Origin of the sequence: Microbacterium sediminicola, assembly GCF_039531125.1 — a bacterium.
Classification (GTDB): Bacteria; Actinomycetota; Actinomycetes; order Actinomycetales; family Microbacteriaceae; genus Microbacterium; species Microbacterium sediminicola.
In genome coordinates this window covers 1283517-1305105 of the sequence record NZ_BAAAPL010000001.1, presented here as the reverse complement: position 1 = coordinate 1305105, position 21589 = coordinate 1283517, and the positions used below count along the sequence as shown (strand labels likewise).

The 21589-nt window shown below is 69.2% G+C and carries 19 protein-coding genes; 18 read left to right on the top strand and 1 reads right to left on the bottom strand.

Annotated elements, in window-relative coordinates; all coding sequences use genetic code 11:
• The first annotated feature begins 64 nt into the window (after positions 1–64).
• The 3 genes from ABD206_RS06060 to ABD206_RS06050 are packed head-to-tail and all read left to right on the top strand — an operon-like array spanning position 65 to position 1985.
• Positions 65–610 (top strand): UGSC family (seleno)protein, encoded by a 546-nt coding sequence (locus ABD206_RS06060; protein WP_344070406.1) that lies wholly within the window; start codon positions 65–67, stop codon positions 608–610.
• Positions 607–1725 carry a hypothetical protein gene (locus tag ABD206_RS06055; RefSeq protein ID WP_344070404.1) on the top strand — a complete coding sequence of 373 codons (1119 nt, stop codon included), beginning with the start codon at positions 607–609 and terminating at the stop codon, positions 1723–1725. The genes ABD206_RS06060 and ABD206_RS06055 overlap by 4 nt, the downstream gene beginning before the upstream one ends.
• A complete protein-coding gene (locus ABD206_RS06050; protein WP_344070402.1) occupies positions 1722–1985 on the top strand; it encodes a hypothetical protein in 264 nt (87 codons plus the stop codon). The genes ABD206_RS06055 and ABD206_RS06050 overlap by 4 nt, the downstream gene beginning before the upstream one ends.
• 33 nt (positions 1986–2018) lie before the next feature.
• On the opposite strand, the gene ABD206_RS06045 is transcribed toward ABD206_RS06050, so the two are convergent.
• Positions 2019–2447, bottom strand: a complete 429-nt coding sequence (locus tag ABD206_RS06045) for a DUF1844 domain-containing protein (protein ID WP_425561161.1) — start codon at positions 2445–2447, stop codon at positions 2019–2021.
• Between the two features lie 309 nt (positions 2448–2756).
• Here ABD206_RS06045 and infC point away from each other — a divergent pair, with 309 nt between their 5' ends.
• The 15 genes from infC to argH all read left to right on the top strand — a co-directional run bounded on the left by infC (position 2757) and on the right by argH (position 21580).
• A complete protein-coding gene (infC, locus tag ABD206_RS06040) occupies positions 2757–3341 on the top strand; it encodes a translation initiation factor IF-3 (RefSeq protein WP_344070400.1) in 585 nt (194 codons plus the stop codon).
• A gap of 48 nt (positions 3342–3389) precedes the next feature.
• Positions 3390–3584 carry a 50S ribosomal protein L35 gene (rpmI, locus tag ABD206_RS06035; protein WP_344070398.1) on the top strand — a complete coding sequence of 65 codons (195 nt, stop codon included), beginning with the start codon at positions 3390–3392 and terminating at the stop codon, positions 3582–3584.
• A gap of 29 nt (positions 3585–3613) precedes the next feature.
• On the top strand, positions 3614–3997 hold the full coding sequence (gene rplT, locus ABD206_RS06030) for a 50S ribosomal protein L20 (protein WP_344070396.1): 384 nt from the start codon (positions 3614–3616) through the stop codon (positions 3995–3997).
• 135 nt (positions 3998–4132) lie between these two features.
• Positions 4133–4951 (top strand): TrmH family RNA methyltransferase, encoded by an 819-nt coding sequence (locus tag ABD206_RS06025; protein ID WP_344070394.1) that lies wholly within the window; start codon positions 4133–4135, stop codon positions 4949–4951.
• 41 nt (positions 4952–4992) lie between these two features.
• Positions 4993–6048, top strand: coding sequence for a phenylalanine--tRNA ligase subunit alpha (gene pheS, locus ABD206_RS06020; RefSeq protein WP_344070392.1), 1056 nt, complete (start codon positions 4993–4995; stop codon positions 6046–6048).
• On the top strand, positions 6048–8579 hold the full coding sequence (pheT, locus tag ABD206_RS06015) for a phenylalanine--tRNA ligase subunit beta (RefSeq protein ID WP_344070390.1): 2532 nt from the start codon (positions 6048–6050) through the stop codon (positions 8577–8579). Before pheS ends, pheT begins: the two co-directional genes overlap by 1 nt.
• A 41-nt stretch (positions 8580–8620) precedes the next feature.
• Positions 8621–11488, top strand: coding sequence for an MMPL family transporter (locus ABD206_RS06010; protein ID WP_344070388.1), 2868 nt, complete (start codon positions 8621–8623; stop codon positions 11486–11488).
• Positions 11488–13317, top strand: a complete 1830-nt coding sequence (locus tag ABD206_RS06005; protein WP_344070386.1) for a YhgE/Pip domain-containing protein — start codon at positions 11488–11490, stop codon at positions 13315–13317. The genes ABD206_RS06010 and ABD206_RS06005 overlap by 1 nt, the downstream gene beginning before the upstream one ends.
• Positions 13318–13759: 442 nt before the next feature.
• Positions 13760–14803, top strand: a complete 1044-nt coding sequence (gene argC, locus ABD206_RS06000) for an N-acetyl-gamma-glutamyl-phosphate reductase (RefSeq protein WP_344070384.1) — start codon at positions 13760–13762, stop codon at positions 14801–14803.
• The gene (argJ, locus tag ABD206_RS05995; RefSeq protein WP_344070382.1) at positions 14800–15957 is read left to right on the top strand and encodes a bifunctional glutamate N-acetyltransferase/amino-acid acetyltransferase ArgJ; all 1158 of its coding nucleotides are present in this window, start codon (positions 14800–14802) and stop codon (positions 15955–15957) included. The genes argC and argJ overlap by 4 nt, the downstream gene beginning before the upstream one ends.
• Positions 15954–16913, top strand: a complete 960-nt coding sequence (gene argB, locus ABD206_RS05990) for an acetylglutamate kinase (RefSeq protein WP_344070380.1) — start codon at positions 15954–15956, stop codon at positions 16911–16913. The genes argJ and argB overlap by 4 nt, the downstream gene beginning before the upstream one ends.
• A complete protein-coding gene (locus ABD206_RS05985; protein WP_344070378.1) occupies positions 16910–18157 on the top strand; it encodes an acetylornithine transaminase in 1248 nt (415 codons plus the stop codon). Before argB ends, ABD206_RS05985 begins: the two co-directional genes overlap by 4 nt.
• A complete protein-coding gene (gene argF, locus ABD206_RS05980; RefSeq protein WP_344070376.1) occupies positions 18154–19077 on the top strand; it encodes an ornithine carbamoyltransferase in 924 nt (307 codons plus the stop codon). The genes ABD206_RS05985 and argF overlap by 4 nt, the downstream gene beginning before the upstream one ends.
• The gene (locus ABD206_RS05975) at positions 19056–20153 is read left to right on the top strand and encodes a heparan-alpha-glucosaminide N-acetyltransferase domain-containing protein (RefSeq protein WP_344070374.1); all 1098 of its coding nucleotides are present in this window, start codon (positions 19056–19058) and stop codon (positions 20151–20153) included. The genes argF and ABD206_RS05975 overlap by 22 nt, the downstream gene beginning before the upstream one ends.
• Entirely contained in the window at positions 20150–21580 is a 1431-nt protein-coding gene (argH, locus tag ABD206_RS05970) for an argininosuccinate lyase (RefSeq protein WP_344070373.1), read from the top strand. The genes ABD206_RS05975 and argH overlap by 4 nt, the downstream gene beginning before the upstream one ends.
• Positions 21581–21589: the final 9 nt, after the last annotated feature.

Genomic DNA, 21589 nt, shown 5'->3' with positions numbered 1-21589 from the left:
GAGCGGATGCGTCTGCTGTGCGGACCTGATTGCCTTTCGAGCAGATCCGAGAGAGCAGCAGGGCATGACCAACCATCAACGTGAGCGACTTCTTGACCCTACCGGCGCATCCGGCGATCGCGATGACGGCACCTTGGCGCCGAGGCCGCGCTCGTTGCGCGGGCTCACCGTTGGGCTCCTCGACAATACGAAGCCCAATGCGCCGATGCTCCTCGACCTCATCGGCGAGATCCTCGTGGCAGCACACGGGGTGGCGGAGCTTCGTCGCTATGTGAAGGACTACTTCGGAACGCCCGCGAAGCCCGGTCTTGTGGCTCAGGTGGCGCGCGAATGCGACATCGTCGTCACCGCGGTGGGTGACTGCGGATCGTGCAGCGCCGCTACCGTCGCAGACGGCATCCAGCTCGAAGCGGCGGGTGTGCCCACGGTCGCGATCTGCTCGGACTCATTCCGAATGTCCGGACGTGCGATGGCGCAGGTCCAGGGATTCCCTGGGTACGAGTTCGTCACCGTGCTGCACCCGGTGGCCAGTCTCGATGAGAACGGGTTGCGCGATCGGGCGCGGGACGTGCTTCCCCAGGCCCTGCAGGTGCTGGGAGTGGAGGCATGATGTCGCACGGTCTTCCACTGGCGGACAGCGAGGTCGAGGAACGCTTCGACGTCTGGTCGGCGCGTGCGGCGATCGAGTACTACGAGAGCCACGCGTTCACCGACGGGCTCCCCGTCGTGCCCGTGTCGGAGTCGTCCTTGGCGGCGTTCTTGCGCACCGTCGACCGGGACCCACAGGAGGTGCTCATGCCGATGCCGCACCTGAACAGGGCGTTGACGGTGCGTCTTGCCGCCATCAACGCGGCGATGGCGGGCTGCCTTCCCGAGTACTTCCCGGTGGTCGTGGCCGCGTGGGAAGGATTCGCGGCGGAGCCCACACCGACTCGCGGTATTTGGCAGAGCACCACCGGCACGGCGCCGTTGACGCTCGTGAACGGGCCGATTCGCGATCAGATCGGCATCAATTGTGCGGGCAATATCTTCGGTTCGGGGTTCAGAGCCAATGCGACCATCGGTCGGGCCATTCGGCTGGCGGCGATCAACGTCTTCGGGCTGCATCCGCATCTTCTCGACCAGGCGACACAGGCGACACCCGCCAAGTACTCGGCCTGCCTCGGGGAGAACGAGGAGAACAGCCCCTGGGAGTCCCTGCATGTGCAGCACGGTTTCGATTCCGACGACAGCACGGTCTCCACGTTCGTCATTCGTTCGGTGCTTCACCTCGAAGCGCGTCACTGTGATGCACCGGAGCAGCTTGGCCACGATCTGGCGAACTCCGTCGCTCGCACCGGGGCTCTGCTCCACGAGTACACGAGTTCTCTGATCGTCCTCGGTCCCGAACACGCGGCGATGTGTGCTCGCGCGGGGTGGGACAAGGACACTGTTCGTCGCTTCGTCTACGAGGCGGCGAGCGTGTCTCGCGCCACGCTCGCCCGTGTCGGGAAAGGCGCCGTCTCGCGGCACTCCCGGTGGCGACTGCCCGCAGACCACCCCGATGCGATCGCTGACGAGACGTCCGCGCGCGGGGGTGATGACGCCCCGGTCCTGAGCTCGCTCGACGCGATTCAGGTGATCGTCGCCGGTGCAGACAATGCCGGCGTATCCGCCGTGGTGGACCTCTTCGGCCCGCCGCGAGGCATCCCGTTCTCCATCGCCAAAGTCAGGAGCTCCGCATGACCGACACCCACGACAGATCAGACATCGAGACCGCGCTGGCAAGCCTGCGCGACATGTTGGCCGCCGACGACTACCAGCTCACCTGGGACCTCACCCCGTCTTCGGGTGTGCGCGTGAGGATCGATGCGGGCGCATCGGCGTGCGCAGACTGCCTGGTACCGCAGCAGGTGATGGAGGCGATGACCGCACAGGCTTTGACGGGCACGGGTCTGAGTCTGGCTGAGTTGCAGATGCCGTCCCACCCCGGCAGCGAGGCCTGATCCGCGCGGATCGCTGTGACAGGCCGTCCGAGGTCAGGTGACCGGTCCTGTCCACTTCTCGCCCGGCCCCTTGCCGATCGGGTCGGGGATCACAGACGCTTCGCGGAACGCGAGTTGCAGGGAACGCAGCCCGTCGCGCAGCGAGCGCGCGTGCATGTCACTGATCTCGGGGGACCCTGCGGTGATGAGGCCGGCGAGCGCGTTGATGAGCTTGCGCGCCTCATCGAGATCCTTCTGGTTCTCGGGGTCGTCGGCGAGCCCGACCTTGACGGCAGCGGCGCTCATGAGGTGCACCGCGGTGGTCGTGATCACCTCGACGGCAGGGACATCGGCGATATCGCGGGTCGCGGCCGCCGCGGCGTTGGCGTCGCGCTCCCAGCGTGATTCGCGTTCCCGGTCTCGGCGGTCGGCCGAGTCGTCGAGAGCGGTGCCAGCGTCGGGGGAAGGGGGAATCGTCGTCACGAGGTGCTTTCTGCTAGACTTGCGCAGGCTTTCGGATCGTCTACGGTTCGAAAACGAAAGAGGATCACATCCCACCCGCGCTTGCCGCTCCAGGCTACCGGGTCCACGCACTCCGCCCCGTCGCTTGCGACGGGGTCGCGCATGATGGGCGCCATCATGCGGCCGGGTGCACAGAAGCCGGCGACTCGCGCGCTGTGCGGGTGGAATGTCTGACGATTTCGCCCGCAGCACTCCCTGTGCTGCGGTGACCACCATCCGTACGAAGAGGAGTTCCGCATCAGCGATCCCCGCATCAACGAGCGCATTCGCGTGCCCGAGGTCCGTCTTGTGGGCCCCGGCGGCGAACAGGTCGGTGTCGTCCGCATCGAGGTTGCTCAGCGTCTGGCCCAGGATGCCGATCTCGACCTGGTCGAGGTCGCTCCCAACTCGAAGCCGCCCGTGGTCAAGATCATGGACTACGGCAAGTTCAAGTACGAGGCCGCCCAGAAGGCCAAGGAGGCCCGACGCAATCAGGCGAACACGGTCCTCAAGGAGGTCCGCTTCCGCCTGAAGATCGAGCCGCACGACTACGAGACCAAGCGCAAGCACGCCGAGAGCTTTCTCAAGGCGGGCGACAAGGTGAAGGCGATGATCCTGTTCCGCGGCCGCGAGCAGAGCCGTCCCGAACAGGGTGTGCGTCTGCTGCGCAAGTTCGCAGAGGATGTCTCGGAGTGGGGCACCGTCGAATCGAACCCCACGATCGACGGGCGCAACATGACGATGGTCATCGCACCGCACAAGAACAAGTCCGAGGCGAAGGCGGAGCAGAACGCTCAGCGTGCCGCCAACAAGGAAGCGTCGCGCAGCGCGGCACGTCCGGAATCGGCCGAGACGGCAGCCCCGGCCGCCGAATAAGGCCCCACGAACTCCCGCCCCGCGGGAAGAACAACGAAGGAAGAGAAGATGCCGAAGCAGAAGACCCACTCGGGCGCCAAGAAGCGCTTCAAGGTCACCGGGAGCGGCAAGCTCATGAAGCAGCAGGCCAACCTGCGTCACAACTTCGAGGGCAAGCCCACCAAGCGCACCCGCCGCCTGTCGCAGGAGCAGGTCCTCGCCAAGGGCGACGCGAAGGTCGCGAAGAAGCTTCTCGGTCGCTGAGCGACCCGCACGAATAGGAACGAAACGAAATGGCAAGAGTCAAGCGGGCCGTCAACGCCCACAAGAAGCGTCGGGTCATCCTCGAGCGCGCGTCCGGCTACCGCGGTCAGCGTTCGCGCCTCTACCGCAAGGCGAAGGAACAGGTCACCCACTCGCTGGTCTACGCATACCGTGACCGTCGCAAGCGCAAGGGCGACTTCCGTCGTCTGTGGATCCAGCGCATCAACGCTGCGAGCCGTCAGAACGGCCTCACCTACAACCGCTTCATCCAGGGCCTGAACCTGGCCGGCGTGCAGGTCGACCGTCGCATGCTCGCCGAGCTGGCTGTGAACGAGCCCGCAGTGTTCGCGTCGCTGGTCCAGACCGCGAAGAACGCTCTGCCCGCCGACGTCAACGCCGCTAAGTCGGCCTGACGCTCGTCGTCGCACAACACGGAGGGCGCCCCGATCGGGGGCGCCCTTCGTCGTTCTCCGGCGCGTGGCACGCGTTCTTCCACAGGGGAGCCCGCTGTTCACGGAGGGTTCACCCTCGCGTCCTAGACTGAGGCCGTGCTTGAGAACCCGCGATCGCCCCGCGTGCGCGCGGTCGCGAAGCTGTCCAAGCGCAGTGCCCGCACCGAGACCCGGCTGTTCCTGTTGGAGGGGCCTCAAGCAGTGCGCGAGGCCCTGACCTATCGCCCGGATGTTCTGGTCGAGATGTTCGGAACGCCCGCCGCCCTCGAGCGCCACGCCGCCCTGAGGGACGCGGCAGACCGCGCGGGGATCCACGTCGAGGTCGCCAGCGACGCGGTGCTGGACGCGATGGCCGACACCGTCACCCCCCAGGGCATCATCGCCGTGGCGGCGCAGACCCCGGCGAGCGTCGAGGATGTCTTCGCCGCGCGGCCTCGCCTGGTCGCGATCTGTGAGCAGGTGCGGGATCCCGGGAACCTCGGGACGATCATCCGCGCCGCCGACGCCGCAGGCGCCGACGCCGTGATCCTCACGGGCAACTCCGTCGACCCCTACAACCCGAAGGTCGTCCGCTCGACGACCGGATCGCTGTTTCATCTTCCGCTCGCGCTCGGCGTGGATCTGGCCGATGCCGTCGCGCTGGCCCACCGCGCAGGTATCCGGGTGGTGGCGGCGGACGTCGACGGTACCGACTTTCTCGCCGCCCGCGACCTGCTCGCCGAGCCGACCGCGTGGCTGTTCGGCAATGAGGCGCGCGGTCTCGAGGATCAGGCGCTCTCCCACGCCGATCTTGCGTTGCGTCTGCCGATCTACGGGCGTGCGGAGTCGCTGAATCTTGCCACCGCTGCCAGCGTCTGCTTGTACGAGACCGCCTTCGCGCAGCGTTCCGTCGGTGTGGCGCCCGCCAACGCCTGAGCGGCAGGTCACCGGTCTGCCGCTCGGTAGACTTCCTTTTTGTGTCTGAGACCCCCGAGACCACGCCGCCAGAGATCACTCCCGAGGCCGTCGAGGCCGCCGTCGCTGCGGCCCTCGCCGCCTTCGCCGAGGCCGCCGACACCGCCGCGCTGAAGACCGCTCGCACCACGCACTCCGGCGAGGGTTCGCCGCTCTCTCGACTGAACGCGTCGCTGCGCCAGGTCGCGCCAGAGCGCAAGGCCGAGTTCGGAAAGCTCGTGGGCATGGCGCGCGGTGAGGTGAACAAGGCGCTCGCCGCGCGCGAAGAGGAGCTGGCCGCACTCGAGTTGGCTGCGCGTCTGGAGGCGGAGCGGGTGGATGTCACCGCGTTGGCGTCTCACGCGCGCATCGGCGCGCGGCATCCGCTCACGCTTCTGCAGGAGGAGATCTCCGACGTGTTCGTCGGCATGGGCTGGGAGGTCGCGGAAGGACCCGAGCTCGAGCACGAGTGGTTCAACTTCGACGCGCTGAACTTCGACGTCGATCACCCCGCGCGGCAGATGCAGGACACGTTCTTCGTCGACCCCATCGATCGCCACCTCGTGATGCGTACGCACACGAGCCCCGTCCAGGTGCGCTCCATGCTCGAGCGGGAGCTGCCCGTGTACGTGGTGTGCCCCGGTCGGGTGTACCGCACGGACGAGTTCGATGCGACCCATCTGCCGGTGTTCTCGCAGGTCGAAGGGCTGGTCATCGACAAGGGCATCACGATGGCACATCTGAAGGGGACGCTCGATCACTTCGCCCGGGTGCTGTTCGGGCCCGAGGCCAAGACCCGCCTGCGCACCAACTACTTCCCCTTCACCGAGCCCTCCGCCGAGCTCGACCTCTGGCACCCCACCTTCACCGGCGGCGCACGCTGGATCGAGTGGGGCGGTTGCGGCATGGTGAACCCCAACGTGCTGCGTGCGGCCGGCATCGATCCCGAGGTCTACTCGGGATTCGCCTTCGGGATGGGCATCGAGCGCACGCTCATGTTCCGCAGCGACGTCCAGGACATGCGCGACATGGCCGAGGGTGACATTCGATTCAGCGAGCAGTTCGGGATGGTGGTGTGATGCGCGTCCCGCTGTCGTGGTTGCGTGAGTACGTCGAGATCGACGACGAGGCGACGCCCGAGGACATCCTCGCCGCTCTCGTGCGCGTCGGTTTCGAAGAGGAGGACATCCACCGCTTCGAGTTGAGCGGACCGATCGTGGTCGGCGAGGTGCTCGAGTTCGTGGCAGAGCCCCAGAGCAACGGCAAGACGATCCGCTGGTGCCAGGTGCGTGTGGCGCCGGACGGTGAGACGGCAGCAGACGGCGGAGATGCCGTGCACGGCATCGTCTGCGGCGCCGGCAACTTCTTCCCCGGCGACAAGGTCGTGGTGACCCTGCCCGGCGCCGTGCTTCCCGGGCCCTTCCCGATCGCCGCGCGCAAGACCTACGGTCATGTCTCCGACGGCATGATCGCCTCGGCCAAGGAACTGGGCCTGGGGGAGGAACACTCCGGGATCCTCCGACTGGTCGAACTCGGCATCGACGCTCCTGTTGGCACCGACGCGATCGGGCTGCTGGGTCTGGATGACGCGGCGATCGACGTCAACGTGACTCCCGACCGCGGCTATGCGCTGTCTGTGCGTGGCATCGCCCGCGAGTACTCGCACGCCACGGGTGCGGCCTTCCGCGATCCGGGTGTCCGACCCGAGGCCGAGGTCGCGCTCCGCGACGATACGGCGTTCGCGGTCACCGTCGACGATGAGGCCCCCATCCGCGGACGGATCGGCTCGCCGTCCTTCGTGGTGCGCATCGTGCGGGACGTGGATCCCACCAAGCCGACCCCGCCCTGGATGATCGCGAGGCTCAGCCTGGCCGGTATCCGGTCGCTCGGCATCCTCATCGACATCACCAACTACGTGATGCTCGAACTCGGCCAACCGATCCACGGCTACGACCTCGATCTGCTCACCGGCGGTATCACGGTGCGCCGCGCCGCGCCCGGCGAGAAACTGCGCACCCTCGACGACAAAGAGCGCACTCTCCACGTCGAGGACCTGCTGATCACGGACGAGTCGGGCCCGATCGGTCTGGCAGGCGTCATGGGCGGCGGGACGACCGAGATGAGCGCTGCGACCCGCAACGTCCTCATCGAGGCAGCAATCTTCGACACCGTCTCGATCGCCCGCACCGCGCGTCGGCACAAGCTGCCGAGCGAGGCGTCGCGGCGCTTCGAGCGCGGCGTGGACCCCGCGCTGTCTTCCGTCGCGGCGGCGCGCGTCGCCGAGCTGATGGTCCGGTATGCCGGGGGGACCGACACCGCCGCCGGTGGTGTCGTCGGCGCGGCGGTCGCGCCGGAGCCGATCGTGCTGCCCACGGCATTCGTGCCCGAGCTGATCGGTGTCGACTACAGCGAGAGCGAGATCACCGGAGCCCTCGAGATGATCGGGGCAACCGTCGCCGATGAGGGCACCGCGTGGAAGGTCACACCGCCGACCTGGCGCCCCGACCTCACCGACAGGTGGACGCTGGCCGAAGAAGTCGCCCGCATTCATGGCCTGGACCGCGTGCCCTCCGTCCTGCCGACGCCCCCGTCAGGACGGGGGCTCACGGCCCCGCAGCGCGCTCGGCGCCGCGTGTCCAACGCGCTCGCCGCAGCGGGATACGTCGAAACTCCCTCCTTCCCGTTCACGACCGCGGAGCTCAACGACCTGCACGGATCCGCCGCGGGGGAGAGCCTTCCGAGTATCAAGCTCGCCAATCCGCTCGACGGCCAGGCGCCGTTCCTGCGACGTTCGCTGGTGCCGGGGCTGCTCCAGGTCGCGCATCGCAATCAGTCGCGGGGTTTCACCGACCTGTCCCTGTTCGAGACCGGTGCGGTGTTCCTGCCTGAACCCGGCGTCGACTACGGCACCGTCACGGTCCCGCCGCTGGGAGTTCGTCCCGACGCTGCGACCCTGGCGCAGTTGGATGCCGCGATCCCGCCGCAGTCGCGGTACGCCGCCGTGTTGCTCACCGGAGCGCGCACGCCACGTCAGCCCGGTCAGCCCGCGGTCGCCGCAGACCTCTCGGACGCCATCGACGCGGTGCGCACGATCGCGGCGGCAGCCGGTGTCGATGTCGCCGTGGTGCAGTCGCGACGTGCGGCCCTGCATCCCGGCCGCACGGGCGACATCTTCGTCGGCGACACTCTCGTCGGGTATGTGGGCGAGCTGCTCCCGTCCGTCGCGGAAGCCGCCGACATCGCGGGCACGGTCGTTCTCGCCGAAGTCGACCTCGACCTCGTGGTCTCCCTCGCGGGCGAGCGCGTTGTCGCGGCGTCCCTCTCGGGGTTCCCGGCCGCGACGCAGGACGTCTCGCTGGTCGTCGCGGCGGACATCCCCGCAGCCGCCGTGGGGACCGCGCTCGCGGAGGGCTGCGGTCCGCTGCTGGAGTCCTTGCGCCTGGTCGATGACTACCGTGGCACGGGGCTTGCCGAGGGCACCAAGAGCCTGAGCTTCGCCCTGCGGTTCCGCGCGCCGGATCGCACGCTCACCGCTGCGGAGGCGACGGATGCCAAGCTTGCGGGTGTGGCCGTGGCCACGGAGCGCTACAACGCCCACCTGCGCGACTGACGACACCCCGCCACCGATCACCCCGAGGAAGGCACCCGACGATGTCCTCGTTCCTGTACCGACTCGGACGCGCGTGTGCGCGACGTCGATGGACCGTCATCCTCGTCTGGCTCGCGATCGCCGTCGGTGGCGGGAGCCTCGCCGGAGCCCTCGGCAACCACCTCGAATCGACGTTCGAGATCCCCGGAACGCAGGCCCAGACGGCGCTGGATGCTTTGGAGCAGCGCTTCCCGCAGCTCTCCGGCGCGAGCGCGCGTGTCGTGATCGCCGCCCCCTCAGGTCAGTCGATCGACGCGGACGCGGACGCGATCGCCGGCGTGTGTGAGTCGGTCGCGGCACTCGATGACGTCGTCGCTGTCACCTGCCCGTACGCGATGGCCGCCAGCGGCTCCACCGCGGCCTCCGACGGAGCCAGCAGCCAGATCTCCGCGGACGGGACGATGGTGTTCATCAGCGCGCAGCTGAGCGTGCAGAGCGCCGACATCCCCGATGCGCTCGTGTCCGGCGTGGAACAGGCCATCGCGCCGCTGCAGTCGGCGGGCCTCACCGTCGCCGTCTCGGGGATGCCGGCCGAATCCGGCGGTGTGGACTGGACAGAGCTCGTAGGCATGGCGCTGGCGTACATCGTCTTGGCGATCACTTTCGGATCGCTGCTGGCGGCGGGCGTGCCACTCGTGTCTGCCGCGATCGGGGTGACGATCGCGACGTCCTCCATCACGATCGTCGCAGCGCTGGTTCCGGTGTCCTCCACCGCCCCTGTGCTGGCCACGATGCTCGGGCTTGCCGTCGGCATCGACTACGCGCTGCTGATCACCTCGCGCCACCGCGACAACCTCCGCGCGGGCATGGACCCGCGAGAGTCCGTGGCGGTGTCGATCGCGACCGCCGGCACCGCCGTCGTCTTCGCCGGGATGACGGTCATGATCGCGTTGCTGGGGCTGTCTGTGGCCGGTATCCCGTTCCTCACGGTCATGGGTCTGGGTGCCGCCGCGGCCGTGTTCACGGCGCTGGCGGTCGCCGTCACCCTGCTCCCGGCGATTCTCTCCCTCCTGGGCAAGCGCCTCGTGCCGCGCGCGGGACGAAAGCGGAAGGGCAAGGGCGCGGATGCCGCACCGGCGACGGCCCGAACACCGCGCTGGGCGCGGATGGTCTCCGGCCACCCTTGGCTGACCACGGTCGGGGTCGCCCTCGTGCTGCTGGTCGCGGCCGTCCCCGCGGTGAGCATGCGCCTGACCCTTCCCGACGCGGGTTACGACCCCGTGGGAACCCAGGCACGCACGGCCTACGACCTGCTCGATGAGGGCTTCGGTCCCGGCTTCAACGGTCCGCTGCTGATCACCGCGGACATCTCGAAGACACTCGACATCCCCGGTGCCCTCGATGCCCTCGACGGCGCGTTCGGTGATGTCGCCGGTGTCGCCGAGGTGTCCCAGGCCTTCCCCAACGAGGCGCTCGATCTCGCGGTGCTGACGATCACCCCCGACTCCTCACCGTCCTCGGACGCGACGGCGGAGTTGGTCCAGACCCTGCGTGCGATGGCGCCCGCGTTCGAGCAGGCGCACGGGTTCACCTTCGAGGTCACCGGCCAAACGGCGTTGGCGATCGACATCTCCGACCGCCTGGCGGCGGCCCTCGTGCCATTCGCGATCGTCGTGGTGGGGCTCAGTCTCATCCTGCTCATGATCATGTTCCGCTCGATCGCCGTACCCATCACCGCGACGCTCGGCTATCTCCTCACCGTCGGCGCCGGCCTCGGGGTCTCGACCGCGGTCTTCGAGTGGGGATGGGCGGCGTCGCTGCTGGGCGTGGCCAAGGTCGGCCCGGTGATCAGCTTCATGCCGATCCTGGTCATGGCGGTCCTGTTCGGGCTCGCGATGGACTACCACGTCTTCCTCGTCTCCCGCATGCGCGAGCGGTACACCGCCACGGGGGACGCACGCGCCTCGGTCACGGGCGGCTTCGCGCAGTCGGCACGGGTGGTGACTGCGGCGGCGCTCATCATGTTCTCGGTGTTCTTCTCCTTCGTCCCGGGCGGCAGTGCCGTCATCCAGCCCATCGCGCTCGCGCTCGCAATCGGCGTGCTGATCGACGCGTTCGTCGTCCGCATGACGCTCATCCCCGCGCTGATGACGCTCCTCGGTGACCACGCCTGGTGGCTACCGCGATGGCTCGAGCGGATCCTGCCCAACGCCGACATCGAGGGGGAAGCCGTGCACCGCATGCTGGAACAGCGTCACTGGCGCGATGACCCGGCATTCCCGGGACGTTCCGAGGGGATCCGGGCAGACGGGCTCGGGCTCGACGGTGTCGCCCCGATCTCGTTCGATCTCGATCGCCGGGGACTTCTTCTCGTCCGCGGTGCCGGCGGTGCGGCGGTGTGCGAAGCGGTCACGGGACGCGCACCCGAATTCTCGGGGACCTTGGCGGTCGACGGTCTCCTCCTGCCGTTCCAGAACACCACGCTGCGCGAGCGCAGCGCTCTCGTGCGCGCTCTTCCCGATCCGATCGATGCGACCACCCTCACCGAGCACCTGCGGTTGTTGCTGCGGATGGCGGGGGTGCCCGCTCGGGATCGCGACGCGCGCCTGGGGGAAGCGGCGCGGATCTACGACAACCTCATCGAGGCCTCGGCCCATCCCGCGTGGGCTGACCCCGACGAACCGCTGACGGGTCTGGACGAACACGAGCGTTGGTGCCTGGAGGCGGCAGCAGCTCTGGCCGCACACCTCCCGGTCGTGGCGCTGGACCTCGGCAGACGGCACGATCAGGCGAGCGTTCTCCGGGTTCTCCTGCAATCAGCGCCCGACACGACGACGCTCGCGGTCGCGACCTCCGCCGAGGCGGCATCCGAGAGGCCGACGGTCGTGGTCGACACTGCCGGCGCACTCGTCACGGGAGGTGTGTCGTAATGCAGCTGTGGACCCTCGTCGCCCCCGCCGCCTCTCGCGGCCGCGCGCTCGCCGTCATCGTCATCGCGGTGCTCACACCGCTCCTGGTCCTGCTCGCGCTGGCGCCGCACCAGCCCACCGAGCGCGTGCCGGCCGCCATCGTGAACCTCGACGTGCCGATCGAGGAGAACGGCACACCCGTCGCGGTCGGCAAGCTCCTCACCGAGAACCTCATGACCGCCGACGACGGCATCGAATGGACGCTGACCGATTCCCAGACTGCCGCGGCGGGGCTGTCTTCCGGCGCATTCCAGGCCGTCATCACGATCCCCTCGACCTTCTCGCAGGATGCCTCGACGCTCGCCTCGGATGACCCGAGGCGCGCGGAGATCCAGGTGACCACGAGCACCCAGCACGGCTTCCTCTCCGGTGTGATCGCCACGGCGTTGGCCGAGGCCGTGCCCGAGAGCGTGTCGGCCGAGCTCACCAGCGACTATGTCGAGGGGACGCTCGGCGCCTTCACCGAACTGCACGAGGGGATCGGGGAGGCCGCCGATGGCGCAGCCGAGCTCGCCTCGGGCGTGGGACAGGCTGCCGATGGCGCGGAGCAGCTGGCGGTGGCGCAGGGCGAGTTGGCTGCGGGACTCTCGGATATCGGGGCCATCCTCGGCGCACTGCCGCAGGGTGCCAGGGACCTGGGAACACTCGCGGATGCGGCCGCTCAGCAGGCGGGCGCCCTCGCGATCTCGGCCGGTGAGACCGCCATCGAGGCCGATGTGCTCGCGGCCGAGCAGGTGCTCACCGTCGCAGACATCGACGCGATTCTGGCCGCCATTGCGGTCGATCCCACCGCCCCGGTGAGCAGCCTGGTCGCCGACCTCACGGCGCTGCGCTCGGGCGCATCCCAGAGCGCGACCGACCTGTCGGCGCTGTCCGGCACCGCGGCGACCGACAGTGCGCGGGCGGCAGAGCTGGCCGTGGGCTCGGCGGCGATCGGCGTCATCGCCGGACCCGTCGCCGACGGCCTCGGCGAGCTCGCCACGGCCCAGGATGCGGCTGCGGCCGGCGCGCAGGAGTTGTCCGGTCTCACACAGGATCTGGCCGCGGGACTGGTCACCGCCCAGGGCGGGGCCAACTCCCTGGCCTCCGGGCTCGCGAGCGCGGCAGCAGATATCCCGTCGTACACGAGCGACCAGCAGAGCGCGATCGCGGATGTCGTGGCCCAGCCCATCGGTGTCACCACCTCGACCGTCGCCGGCCCCCAGAGCGCCCGGGCGGCATCTGTGGCGGCGCTCGCGCCCGTCGGGCTGTGGCTCGGTGCGCTGGCCACCTACCTGCTGATCGCGCCGTTCGCGCGCACGGCCCTCGGCTCGCCTGCCTCGGCAGCGCGGATCGCGGCCGAGGGGAGCGGGATCGCGCTCGTCACCGGTGCCATCCAGGCGGCCCTGGTCTGGGTGGGGATCGCGCTGCTGGGGGTGACTCCCGACCGCATCGCCGTGGCGCTTGGCCTCGCCGCCGCCGCCGCATTCTCCTTCATGCTCGTCCATCAGGCGTTGGTCGCCCTGCTGGGGCGCGCGGGGCTCGTCATCTCTGTCATCGCTCTCGGCGTTCAGTTGGTCGCCGCCGGCACCCTGCAGCCGGTGACGACCGGATCGCTCGCGGCGACACCGTTGGCGATGCTGCCGCTGAGTCTGTGCCTGCAGGGCACGCAGGCCCTCGTCGGCGGATCGCTGCACGCCGTGCTGCAGGCGGCGATCGGACTCGTGCTGTGGGCGCTACTGGCCTTCGCCGGAACGGTGATCGGGGTGACGCGTGCTCGCCGCCGCTCGCCCATCACCGCGCTGACCTGACCCCCTCCCGACTTCCCTCCGCCGAGTTGCACTTCCCTCTGCCGAGTTGCACTTCCCTCCGCCGAGTTGCACCTCCCTCTGCCGAGTTGCACCTCCCTCTGCCGAGTTGCACCTCCCTCTGCCGAGTTGCACCTCCCTCTGCCGAGTTGCACCTCCCTCAGCCGACTTGCCCTTCGCTCAGCCGACTTGCGCTTCCTCAGCCGAGCTGCACGTCGCGCGATTTGCCCCGTCGCGGGGCGCTCGCTATCCTCGCGGCATGACCTCGGCATCGCACGGCTCCGTCGCTTCGGCGACGATGCTGCCTGCGCTGCGCCGACGTCTGGGCGAGCGCCGACTGTAGGCGACCCCGCGCTGCGCCGTCGTGGCGCCGCGGTGTCGCCGGTCGTGAGTTCATCACCGTGCGCGACCGCGCACGGCAGGCCCAGACAATAAGGTGGAATCCATGTCCTACACGGTCGCCGTCTCCGGCGCATCCGGCTATGCGGGGGGCGAAATCCTGCGGCTGCTCGCGCAGCACCCCGATGTCGAGATCCGCACGGTCACCGCGCACTCCAACGCGGGTCAGCCGCTGGCGCTGCACCAGCCCCACCTGCGCTCCCTTGCGCATCTGACGCTGCAGGAGACGACCCCCGAGGTCCTCGCCGGTCACGACATCGTCGTCCTCGCGCTGCCGCACGGTCAGTCGGGCGTCTACACCGACGTGCTCGGCGAGGTGCCCCTCGTGATCGATGCCGGCGCCGACCACCGGCTGACCTCCGCCGACGCCTGGGCGCAGTTCTACGGCGGCGACTTCCATGAACCGTGGACCTATGGTGTTCCCGAGCTGCTGGTCGGAGCCGGCCGACAGCGCGACAAACTCGTCGGGGCGACCCGCATCGCCGCACCCGGATGCAACGCCTCGACCGTGTCTCTGAGCCTGGTCCCGGGGGTCGCGGCGGGGGTCATCGACCCTTCCGACATCGTCAGCGTGCTTGCGGTGGGGCCCTCGGGCGCCGGCAAGAGCCTCAAGCCCACCCTGTTGGCCAGCGAAATCCTCGGGTCCGCCAACCCCTACTCGGTCGGTGGCGTTCACCGGCACATCCCCGAGATCCGGCAGGCGCTCGGCGCGGTCACGGATGCCGACATCCGGATCTCCTTCACCCCGGTCATCGTGCCGATGTCGCGCGGCATCCTCGCGACATCCACCGCCCCCATCGCGGGGGATGCGACGGATGCCGAGATTCGGCAGGCGTGGGAAGCCGCGTACGCGGACGAGACCTTCGTGCAGCTGCTCCCCGAGGGTCAGTTCCCCCGCACGGCAGATATCCTCGGCGCGAACACCGCGCTGATGGGCCTCGCGATCGACCGGGCGGCCGGGCGCGTGGTCGTCGTCACCGCGGTCGACAACCTCGTCAAGGGCACGGCGGGGGCCGCCATCCAATCCATGAACATCGCGCTGGGACTGCCCGAGGCCCGCGCACTGACCGTGAACGGAGTCGCGCCGTGAGCGTCACCGCGCCCCAGGGATTCGAGGCCGCCGGCGTTGCGGTCGGGCTGAAGTCGACCGGCAAGCCGGATGTCGCGGTCGTCGTCAACCGCGGTCCGCTCAAGATCGGCGCGGCAGTGTTCACCAGCAACCGCGCCAAGGCGAATCCGATCCTGTGGTCGCAGCAGGCGATTCAGGACGGCGGGGTCGAGGCGATCGTCCTCAACTCGGGCGGGGCCAACTGCTTCACCGGCGCCTTCGGATTCCAGACCACGCATATGACCGCCGAGCATCTCGCGGGACTCCTGGATGTCAGCTCCGGCGACATCCAGGTGTGCTCGACGGGCCTGATCGGCACCGGCGACGAGGTGTTCCGCCAGAAGGTGCTCGACGGCACGACCGCGGCGGTGGCCGCGCTGGATGCCAACGGCGGCGACGCCGCAGCGCTGGCGATCATGACCACCGACTCCCGCCCCAAGACCGCGACCGTCCACGGTGACGGGTGGACGATCGGCGGCATGGCGAAGGGCGCCGGGATGTTGGCGCCGGGCCTTGCGACCATGCTCGTGGTCCTCACGACCGATGCGGTGCTCACCGCCGAGGAGGCCGACGCGCACCTGCGTGCCGCCACCAGGGTGAGCTTCGACCGCCTCGACTCCGACGGTTGCATGTCCACCAACGACCAGGTGACCCTTATGGTCAGCGGCGCCTCGGGTGTGACCCCCGAGACGACGGCGTTCCGCGCGGCACTGATCGAGGTCTGCACCGACCTCGCGGTGCAGCTGCAGTCCGACGCCGAGGGCGCCAACCACGACATCGCCATCGAGGTCGTCCACGCGGCATCCGAGGACGACGCCGTCGAGGTCGGTCGCTCAGTGGCCCGCAACAACCTCTTCAAGGCCGCCATCTTCGGCAACGACCCCAACTGGGGACGCGTGCTCGCCGCCATCGGCACGACCACCGCGCCGTTCGACCCCTACGCGGTGGATGTCGACATGAACGGCGTACGCGTGTGCTCGAACGGCGGACCGGACCAGCCGCGCGAGCTCGTCGACCTCACGCCCCGCAAGACCCATGTCCGCATCGACCTCAAGGAGGGCGAGGCGTCGGCGACGATCTACACCAACGACCTCACCCACGACTACGTGCACGAGAACAGCGCCTATTCGTCATGACAGACCTGCAAGACACCACGCCGGAGGAGGCCGCCGAGAAGGCCGCCGTCCTCATCGAGTCCCTGCCCTGGCTCAAGCGCTTCCGCGATCAGATCGTCGTCGTCAAGTACGGCGGCAACGCGATGGTCTCCGAAGAGCTCCAGCGCAGCTTCGCCGAGGACATCGCCTACCTCCGCTTCGTCGGCGTCAAGCCCGTCGTCGTCCACGGCGGTGGCCCCCAGATCTCCAAGATGCTCGACCGCCTCGACATCCGCAGCGAATTCCAGGGCGGCTATCGGGTGACCAACACCGAGGCGATCTCGGTGGTCCGGATGGTGCTGGCCGGGCAGATCAATCCGCAGCTCGTCGCGCAGATCAACACCCACGGCGCCTTCGCTGCGGGACTCTCCGGCGAGGATGCGGGGCTGTTCGGCGGTCGTCGGCGCGGCGTCGTCGTCGACGGCGAAGAGGTCGACCTCGGCTTCGTCGGGGACGTGGTGCAGGTGACACCGGATGCCGTCCTCGACCACCTCGCGGCAGGCCGGGTGCCGGTCGTGTCCTCGATCGCCCCCGACCTCGACAATCCGGGGCACTCGCTCAACGTCAACGCCGATGCCGCTGCTGCGGCGTTGGCCGCGGCGCTGGGGGCGGCAAAGCTCGTCATCCTCACCGATGTCGCAGGTCTCTACGCCGACTGGCCCAACCGCGACTCGCTGGTCTCTCATCTGACGGCCGCTGAACTGCGCGTGATGTTGCCGAGCCTGGAGTCGGGCATGATCCCCAAGATGCAGGCGTGCCTGGACGCCGTCGAGGGGGGAGTCGACACCGCCGCGATCATCGACGGTCGCGTGCCCCACTCACTGTTGATCGAAGTCTTCACAAGCAAGGGAATCGGAACTGAAGTGGTGAACGGCACCGTGGATTGCGGCACCGTGGTCGACAACACCGCGGTCCGCGAGGAAGGGAGTCAGGCATGAGTGAAGAACAGCCCACGACGTGGCAGAGCGATGCCCGACGCGACCTCGTGTACAACGCGGGGGATCGCCTGGCGATGTTCACCCGCGGTGAGGGGTCCTACCTCTGGGACGACCAGGGCAAGCGGTACCTCGACTTCCTCTCCGGGATCGCGGTGGTCTCCCTCGGGCACGCGCACCCCGTCTTCGTCGAGGCCGTCTCGCAGCAGGCGGCCACCCTCGCGCACGTGTCGAACTACTTCGCCACCCCGCCCCAGCTCGCGCTCGCCGCGCAGCTCAAGCGCCTGGCGGGGACAGGGGAGTCCGGCAAGGTCTACTTCGGCAACTCCGGAGCCGAGGCCAACGAGGCGGCGTTCAAGCTCGCGCGCCTGCACGGGGCGGCCCGGGACGGCCGGGCGGCGCGGCCCCGAATCATTGCGCTGACGGATGCTTTCCACGGTCGCACGATGGCGACCCTCGCCCTCACCGGCAAGCCCTGGATGCAGGAGCCGTTCCTGCCGATGGTGCCGGGCGTCGAGTTCATCGACTCCACGATCGAGGCGCTGGAGGCCGCCGTCGACGACAGCGTCGCCGCCGTGTTCCTCGAGCCCATCAAGGGCGAGGCCGGTGTCCTGCCCCTCCCGGACGGGTACCTGAAGGCCGCGCGCGAGATCACCTCGCGCCACGGTGCGCTGCTGATCATCGACGAGATCCAGACCGGCGCCGGCCGCACCGGTGAGTGGTTCGCCTTCCAGCACGCCGGGATCGTGCCCGATGCCATCACCGTGGCCAAGGGCATCGGCGGAGGGTTCCCGATCGGAGCGCTCATCACGTTCGGCGCGGCCGGCGACCTCTTCTCGCCCGGCACGCACGGCTCGACCTTCGGCGGCAACGCGTTGGGAACCGCGGTGGCCGGTGCCGTCCTCGCAGAGATCGAGCGCGCGGGGCTGGTGGAGAACGCCCGCACCCGCGGCGACCAGCTGCGAAGCGGCATCCTGGCGTTGGGCTCCTCGCTGGTCGTGGAGTGCCGCGGTCAGGGGCTGCTGGTCGGAGTCGCCCTGGCCCACCCCGTCGCCAAGGCCGTGGTGGCGGCCGCGCAGGAGCACGGCCTCGTCATCAACGCGCCCAACGACACCACTATCCGCCTCGCTCCGGCGCTGACGATCGGCGACGTCGAGATCGACGAATTCCTGGGGCTGTTCGAGGCCTCGCTCGCCACGGTCGAGTCCGCCCTTCTGCTTGACACCCCCACGGAGGTACCCGCATGACCCGCCACCTGCTGCGCGACGACGATCTGACCGCCGCCGAACAGTCCACGATCCTGGACCTCGCCCTCGAGCTGAAGCAGGACCGCTGGAAGCTGAAGCCCCTGGCAGGTCCCGAGACGGTGGCCGTTATCTTCGACAAGTCCTCCACGAGAACGCGCGTCTCCTTCGCGGTGGGCATCGCCGATCTCGGCGGCTCGCCGCTGATCATCTCGACGGCCAACAGCCAGCTCGGCGGCAAGGAGACCCCCTCCGACACCGCGCGGGTGATGGAGCGCCAGGTCGCGGCGATCGTGTGGCGCACCTACGCCCAGGCGGGCCTCGAGGAGATGGCGCGCGGCACCCGCGTGCCGGTCATCAACGCCCTCAGCGACGACTTCCACCCCTGCCAGCTGTTGGCGGACCTGCTCACGATTCGCGAGCACAAGGGGGAGCTCAAGGGACTGACCCTGTCGTTCTTCGGTGACGGATGCTCGAACATGGGTCACTCCTACGCTCTGGCGGGCGTGACCGCCGGCATGCATGTGCGCATCGCCTCGCCCGAGGAATACGCGCCGCGCGCCGATGTGGTCGCCGACGCCGACCGCCGCGCCGAGGAGACCGGCGGCTCGCTCACCCTCTACACGGACCCACTCGAGGCGGCCGCGGGCGCCGACATCATCGTGACCGACACGTGGGTCTCGATGGGCAAGGAGGAGGAGAAGATCGCGCGCCTGCGCGATCTCGGGGGCTACAAGGTCACCACCGAGACCATGCAGCTGGCAGATCCCGAGGCGATCTTCATCCACTGCCTGCCCGCCGATCGCGGCTACGAGGTCGACTCCGAGGTCATCGACGGCCCCCAGAGCGTCGTCTGGGATGAGGCAGAGAACCGACTGCACGCGCAGAAGGCGCTCCTGGTGTGGCTGCTGCAGCAGGACTAGCCGACACCCTCACCACCCATGTGCGGCGGCTCGACGAGCCGCGGCGCATCGCGGGCATCGACCTGGCGCGCGGGCTCGCCGTCATCGGCATGCTCGCCGCGCACCTGTTCGCGCTCGGCCCACTGGAGTGGGCCGATCCCGCAACCTGGGGGAGTATTGCGAGCGGTCGTTCCTCGATCCTGTTCGCGCTGGCGGCCGGCGTCTCGATCGCCCTCGTGACCGGTGGCCCCCGCCCGCTCGAGGGAGTCGCGCGAACGGTGCGCTCCCGCTGGCTCGCGCGCCGTGCACTCGTGCTGTGGATGCTCGGGCTGCTGCTGATAGCGACCGGCGTGCCCGTCTACGTGATCCTGCCCGCCTATGCGCTGCTGTTCCTTATGGCGATCCCTTTCCTCGGGCTGCGGGCCCGCGCGCTCGCCGCCTGGGCGGCGGGGATCGCGCTGGTCGTGCCGTGGATCCTGCCGACCACGGACGCGCTGCCGATATGGGACACCCTCCCGGGGGAGGCGGTCTGGCTCTTCTTCGGCCTGGCCTACCCCGCCCCGCTGTGGATCGCGTTCGTGCTGGCGGGCATGGCGATCGGGCGGCTCGACCTGCGTCGGCCCGCGGCCCTGTGGGCGCTCGCAGTCGGCGGGGCGGCGCTGACGGTGCTCTCCGAGCTTCTCGCGCTGGTTCCCGTGGATGCCCAGTCCTACCTCGGCCAGGTGTGGACCACCTCCCCGCACAGCGGTGGTCTGCTGGAGGTCTGGGGATCGTGCGGCTTTGCGGTCGCGGTCATGGCCCTCAGCATCCTGCTGTGCCGCACGCCCGTCAGCGCCGCACTGCTGCCGATCCGGGCCACCGGGAGTATGCCGCTGACCGCCTACTCCGCGCAGATCGTCATCTGGGCGATCTGGTCGTTCCTCGCTCTCGGGACGACGACCGACCTCTACGGATTCCGTGCGTTGCAGCCCTTCTGGCCCATGGTCTTCGGCATTCTGATCGGATGCACCCTCTGGGCTCTGCTGCGTGGGCGCGGTCCGCTCGAGCGTCTCGTCGAGCGGTTCAGCGCGCCGCGCGCGGATAGGCTGGGCAGATGAGCACCACGAGTGACGGAACCCACGAAGGTGCCCTCTGGGGTGCCCGCTTCGCCTCGGGACCCTCGCCCGAACTCGCCGCGCTGAGTGTGTCGACGCACTTCGACTGGGATCTGGCCCTGTACGACATCCGCGGATCGCACGCGCACGCGACCGCGCTCGAGGCCGCAGGGTATCTGACCGCCGAAGAGGCCGCGGCGATGCACGCGGGACTCGAGCAGCTGGCCGCCGCGGTGACGGCGGGCACGATCACCGCGCGCCCCAGCGATGAGGACGTACACGGCTCCCTCGAGCAGTCGCTCATCGAGATCGTCGGTCCCGAGCTGGGTGGAAAGCTGCGGGCCGGTCGCAGCCGCAACGATCAGATCGCGACGCTCGTGCGCCTGTACCTGCTCGACCACAGCCGCACCATCAGTCGCGAGATCGTCCGCCTGATCGATGCCATCGTCGCCCAGGCGGAGGCACACGAGGCCGCGATCATGCCGGGGCGGACGCATCTTCAGCACGCGCAGCCCATTCTCCTCGGGCACCATCTGCAGGCACATGCCTGGCCGCTCGTCCGCGATCTCGAGCGCCTCCGCGACTGGAGCGCGCGCGCCTCGGTGTCGCCGTACGGTGGCGGTGCGCTGGCGGGATCGACCCTGGGACTGGACCCCGAGCTGGTCGCTCGTGAGCTGGGTCTGGCACGCCCGGCCGAGAATTCCCTCGACGGGACCGCGGCACGAGATGTCGTGGCCGAGTTCGCCTTCATCTGCGCTCAGATCGGAATCGATCTGTCCCGCTTCGCCGAGGAGATCATCCTGTGGAACACGCGGGAGTTCGGGTTCGTGACTTTGGACGACGCATACTCGACGGGCTCGAGCATCATGCCGCAGAAGAAGAACCCGGATATCGCCGAGCTTGCGCGCGGCAAGGCCGGGCGCCTGATCGGCAACCTCTCCGGGCTACTGGCGACGCTCAAGGCCCTGCCGCTCGCCTACAACCGCGACCTGCAGGAAGACAAGGAGCCGGTCTTCGACTCGGTGCGCACCCTCGAACTCGTGCTCCCCGCCTTCGCCGGCATGGTTGCGACCCTGCGCTTCGACGTCGAGCGGATGGCGTCCCTCGCCCCCGAGGGCTTCTCCCTCGCGACGGATGTGGCCGAGTGGCTGGTGCGCCAGGGAGTGCCGTTCCGCGACGCCCATGAGATCTCCGGACAGCTGGTGCGGGCCTGTGAGGAGCGCGGGATCGGGCTCGAGGATGCCGACGACGAGATGCTGGCGACCGTGTCGCCGCGCCTGACCCCCGAGGTGCGCTCCGTGCTCTCGATCGAGGGATCGGTGGCCAGTCGGTCGGGTGTCGGAGGTACCGCGCCGGCGCGGGTTGCCGAGCAGCGGGCGGAGCTCATCTCGCGTACGCAGCATCTTGCGCAGCACCTGGCCATCGCCTGAGCTGCGTCG

Bases quoted from the DNA above. Each gene is read 5' to 3' on its own strand.
- argB (WP_344070380.1), top strand. From the start codon at position 15,954: ATGACAGACCTGCAAGACACCACGCCGGAGGAGGCCGCCGAGAAGGCC.
- ABD206_RS06055 (WP_344070404.1), top strand. From the start codon at position 607: ATGATGTCGCACGGTCTTCCACTGGCGGACAGCGAGGTCGAGGAACGC.
- ABD206_RS06005 (WP_344070386.1), top strand. From the start codon at position 11,488: ATGCAGCTGTGGACCCTCGTCGCCCCCGCCGCCTCTCGCGGCCGCGCG.
- rplT (WP_344070396.1), top strand. From the start codon at position 3,614: ATGGCAAGAGTCAAGCGGGCCGTCAACGCCCACAAGAAGCGTCGGGTC.
- ABD206_RS05985 (WP_344070378.1), top strand. From the start codon at position 16,910: ATGAGTGAAGAACAGCCCACGACGTGGCAGAGCGATGCCCGACGCGAC.
- ABD206_RS06010 (WP_344070388.1), top strand. From the start codon at position 8,621: ATGTCCTCGTTCCTGTACCGACTCGGACGCGCGTGTGCGCGACGTCGA.
- argF (WP_344070376.1), top strand. From the start codon at position 18,154: ATGACCCGCCACCTGCTGCGCGACGACGATCTGACCGCCGCCGAACAG.
- pheT (WP_344070390.1), top strand. From the start codon at position 6,048: ATGCGCGTCCCGCTGTCGTGGTTGCGTGAGTACGTCGAGATCGACGAC.
- argC (WP_344070384.1), top strand. From the start codon at position 13,760: ATGTCCTACACGGTCGCCGTCTCCGGCGCATCCGGCTATGCGGGGGGC.
- rpmI (WP_344070398.1), top strand. From the start codon at position 3,390: ATGCCGAAGCAGAAGACCCACTCGGGCGCCAAGAAGCGCTTCAAGGTC.
- ABD206_RS06060 (WP_344070406.1), top strand. From the start codon at position 65: ATGACCAACCATCAACGTGAGCGACTTCTTGACCCTACCGGCGCATCC.
- argH (WP_344070373.1), top strand. From the start codon at position 20,150: ATGAGCACCACGAGTGACGGAACCCACGAAGGTGCCCTCTGGGGTGCC.
- ABD206_RS06050 (WP_344070402.1), top strand. From the start codon at position 1,722: ATGACCGACACCCACGACAGATCAGACATCGAGACCGCGCTGGCAAGC.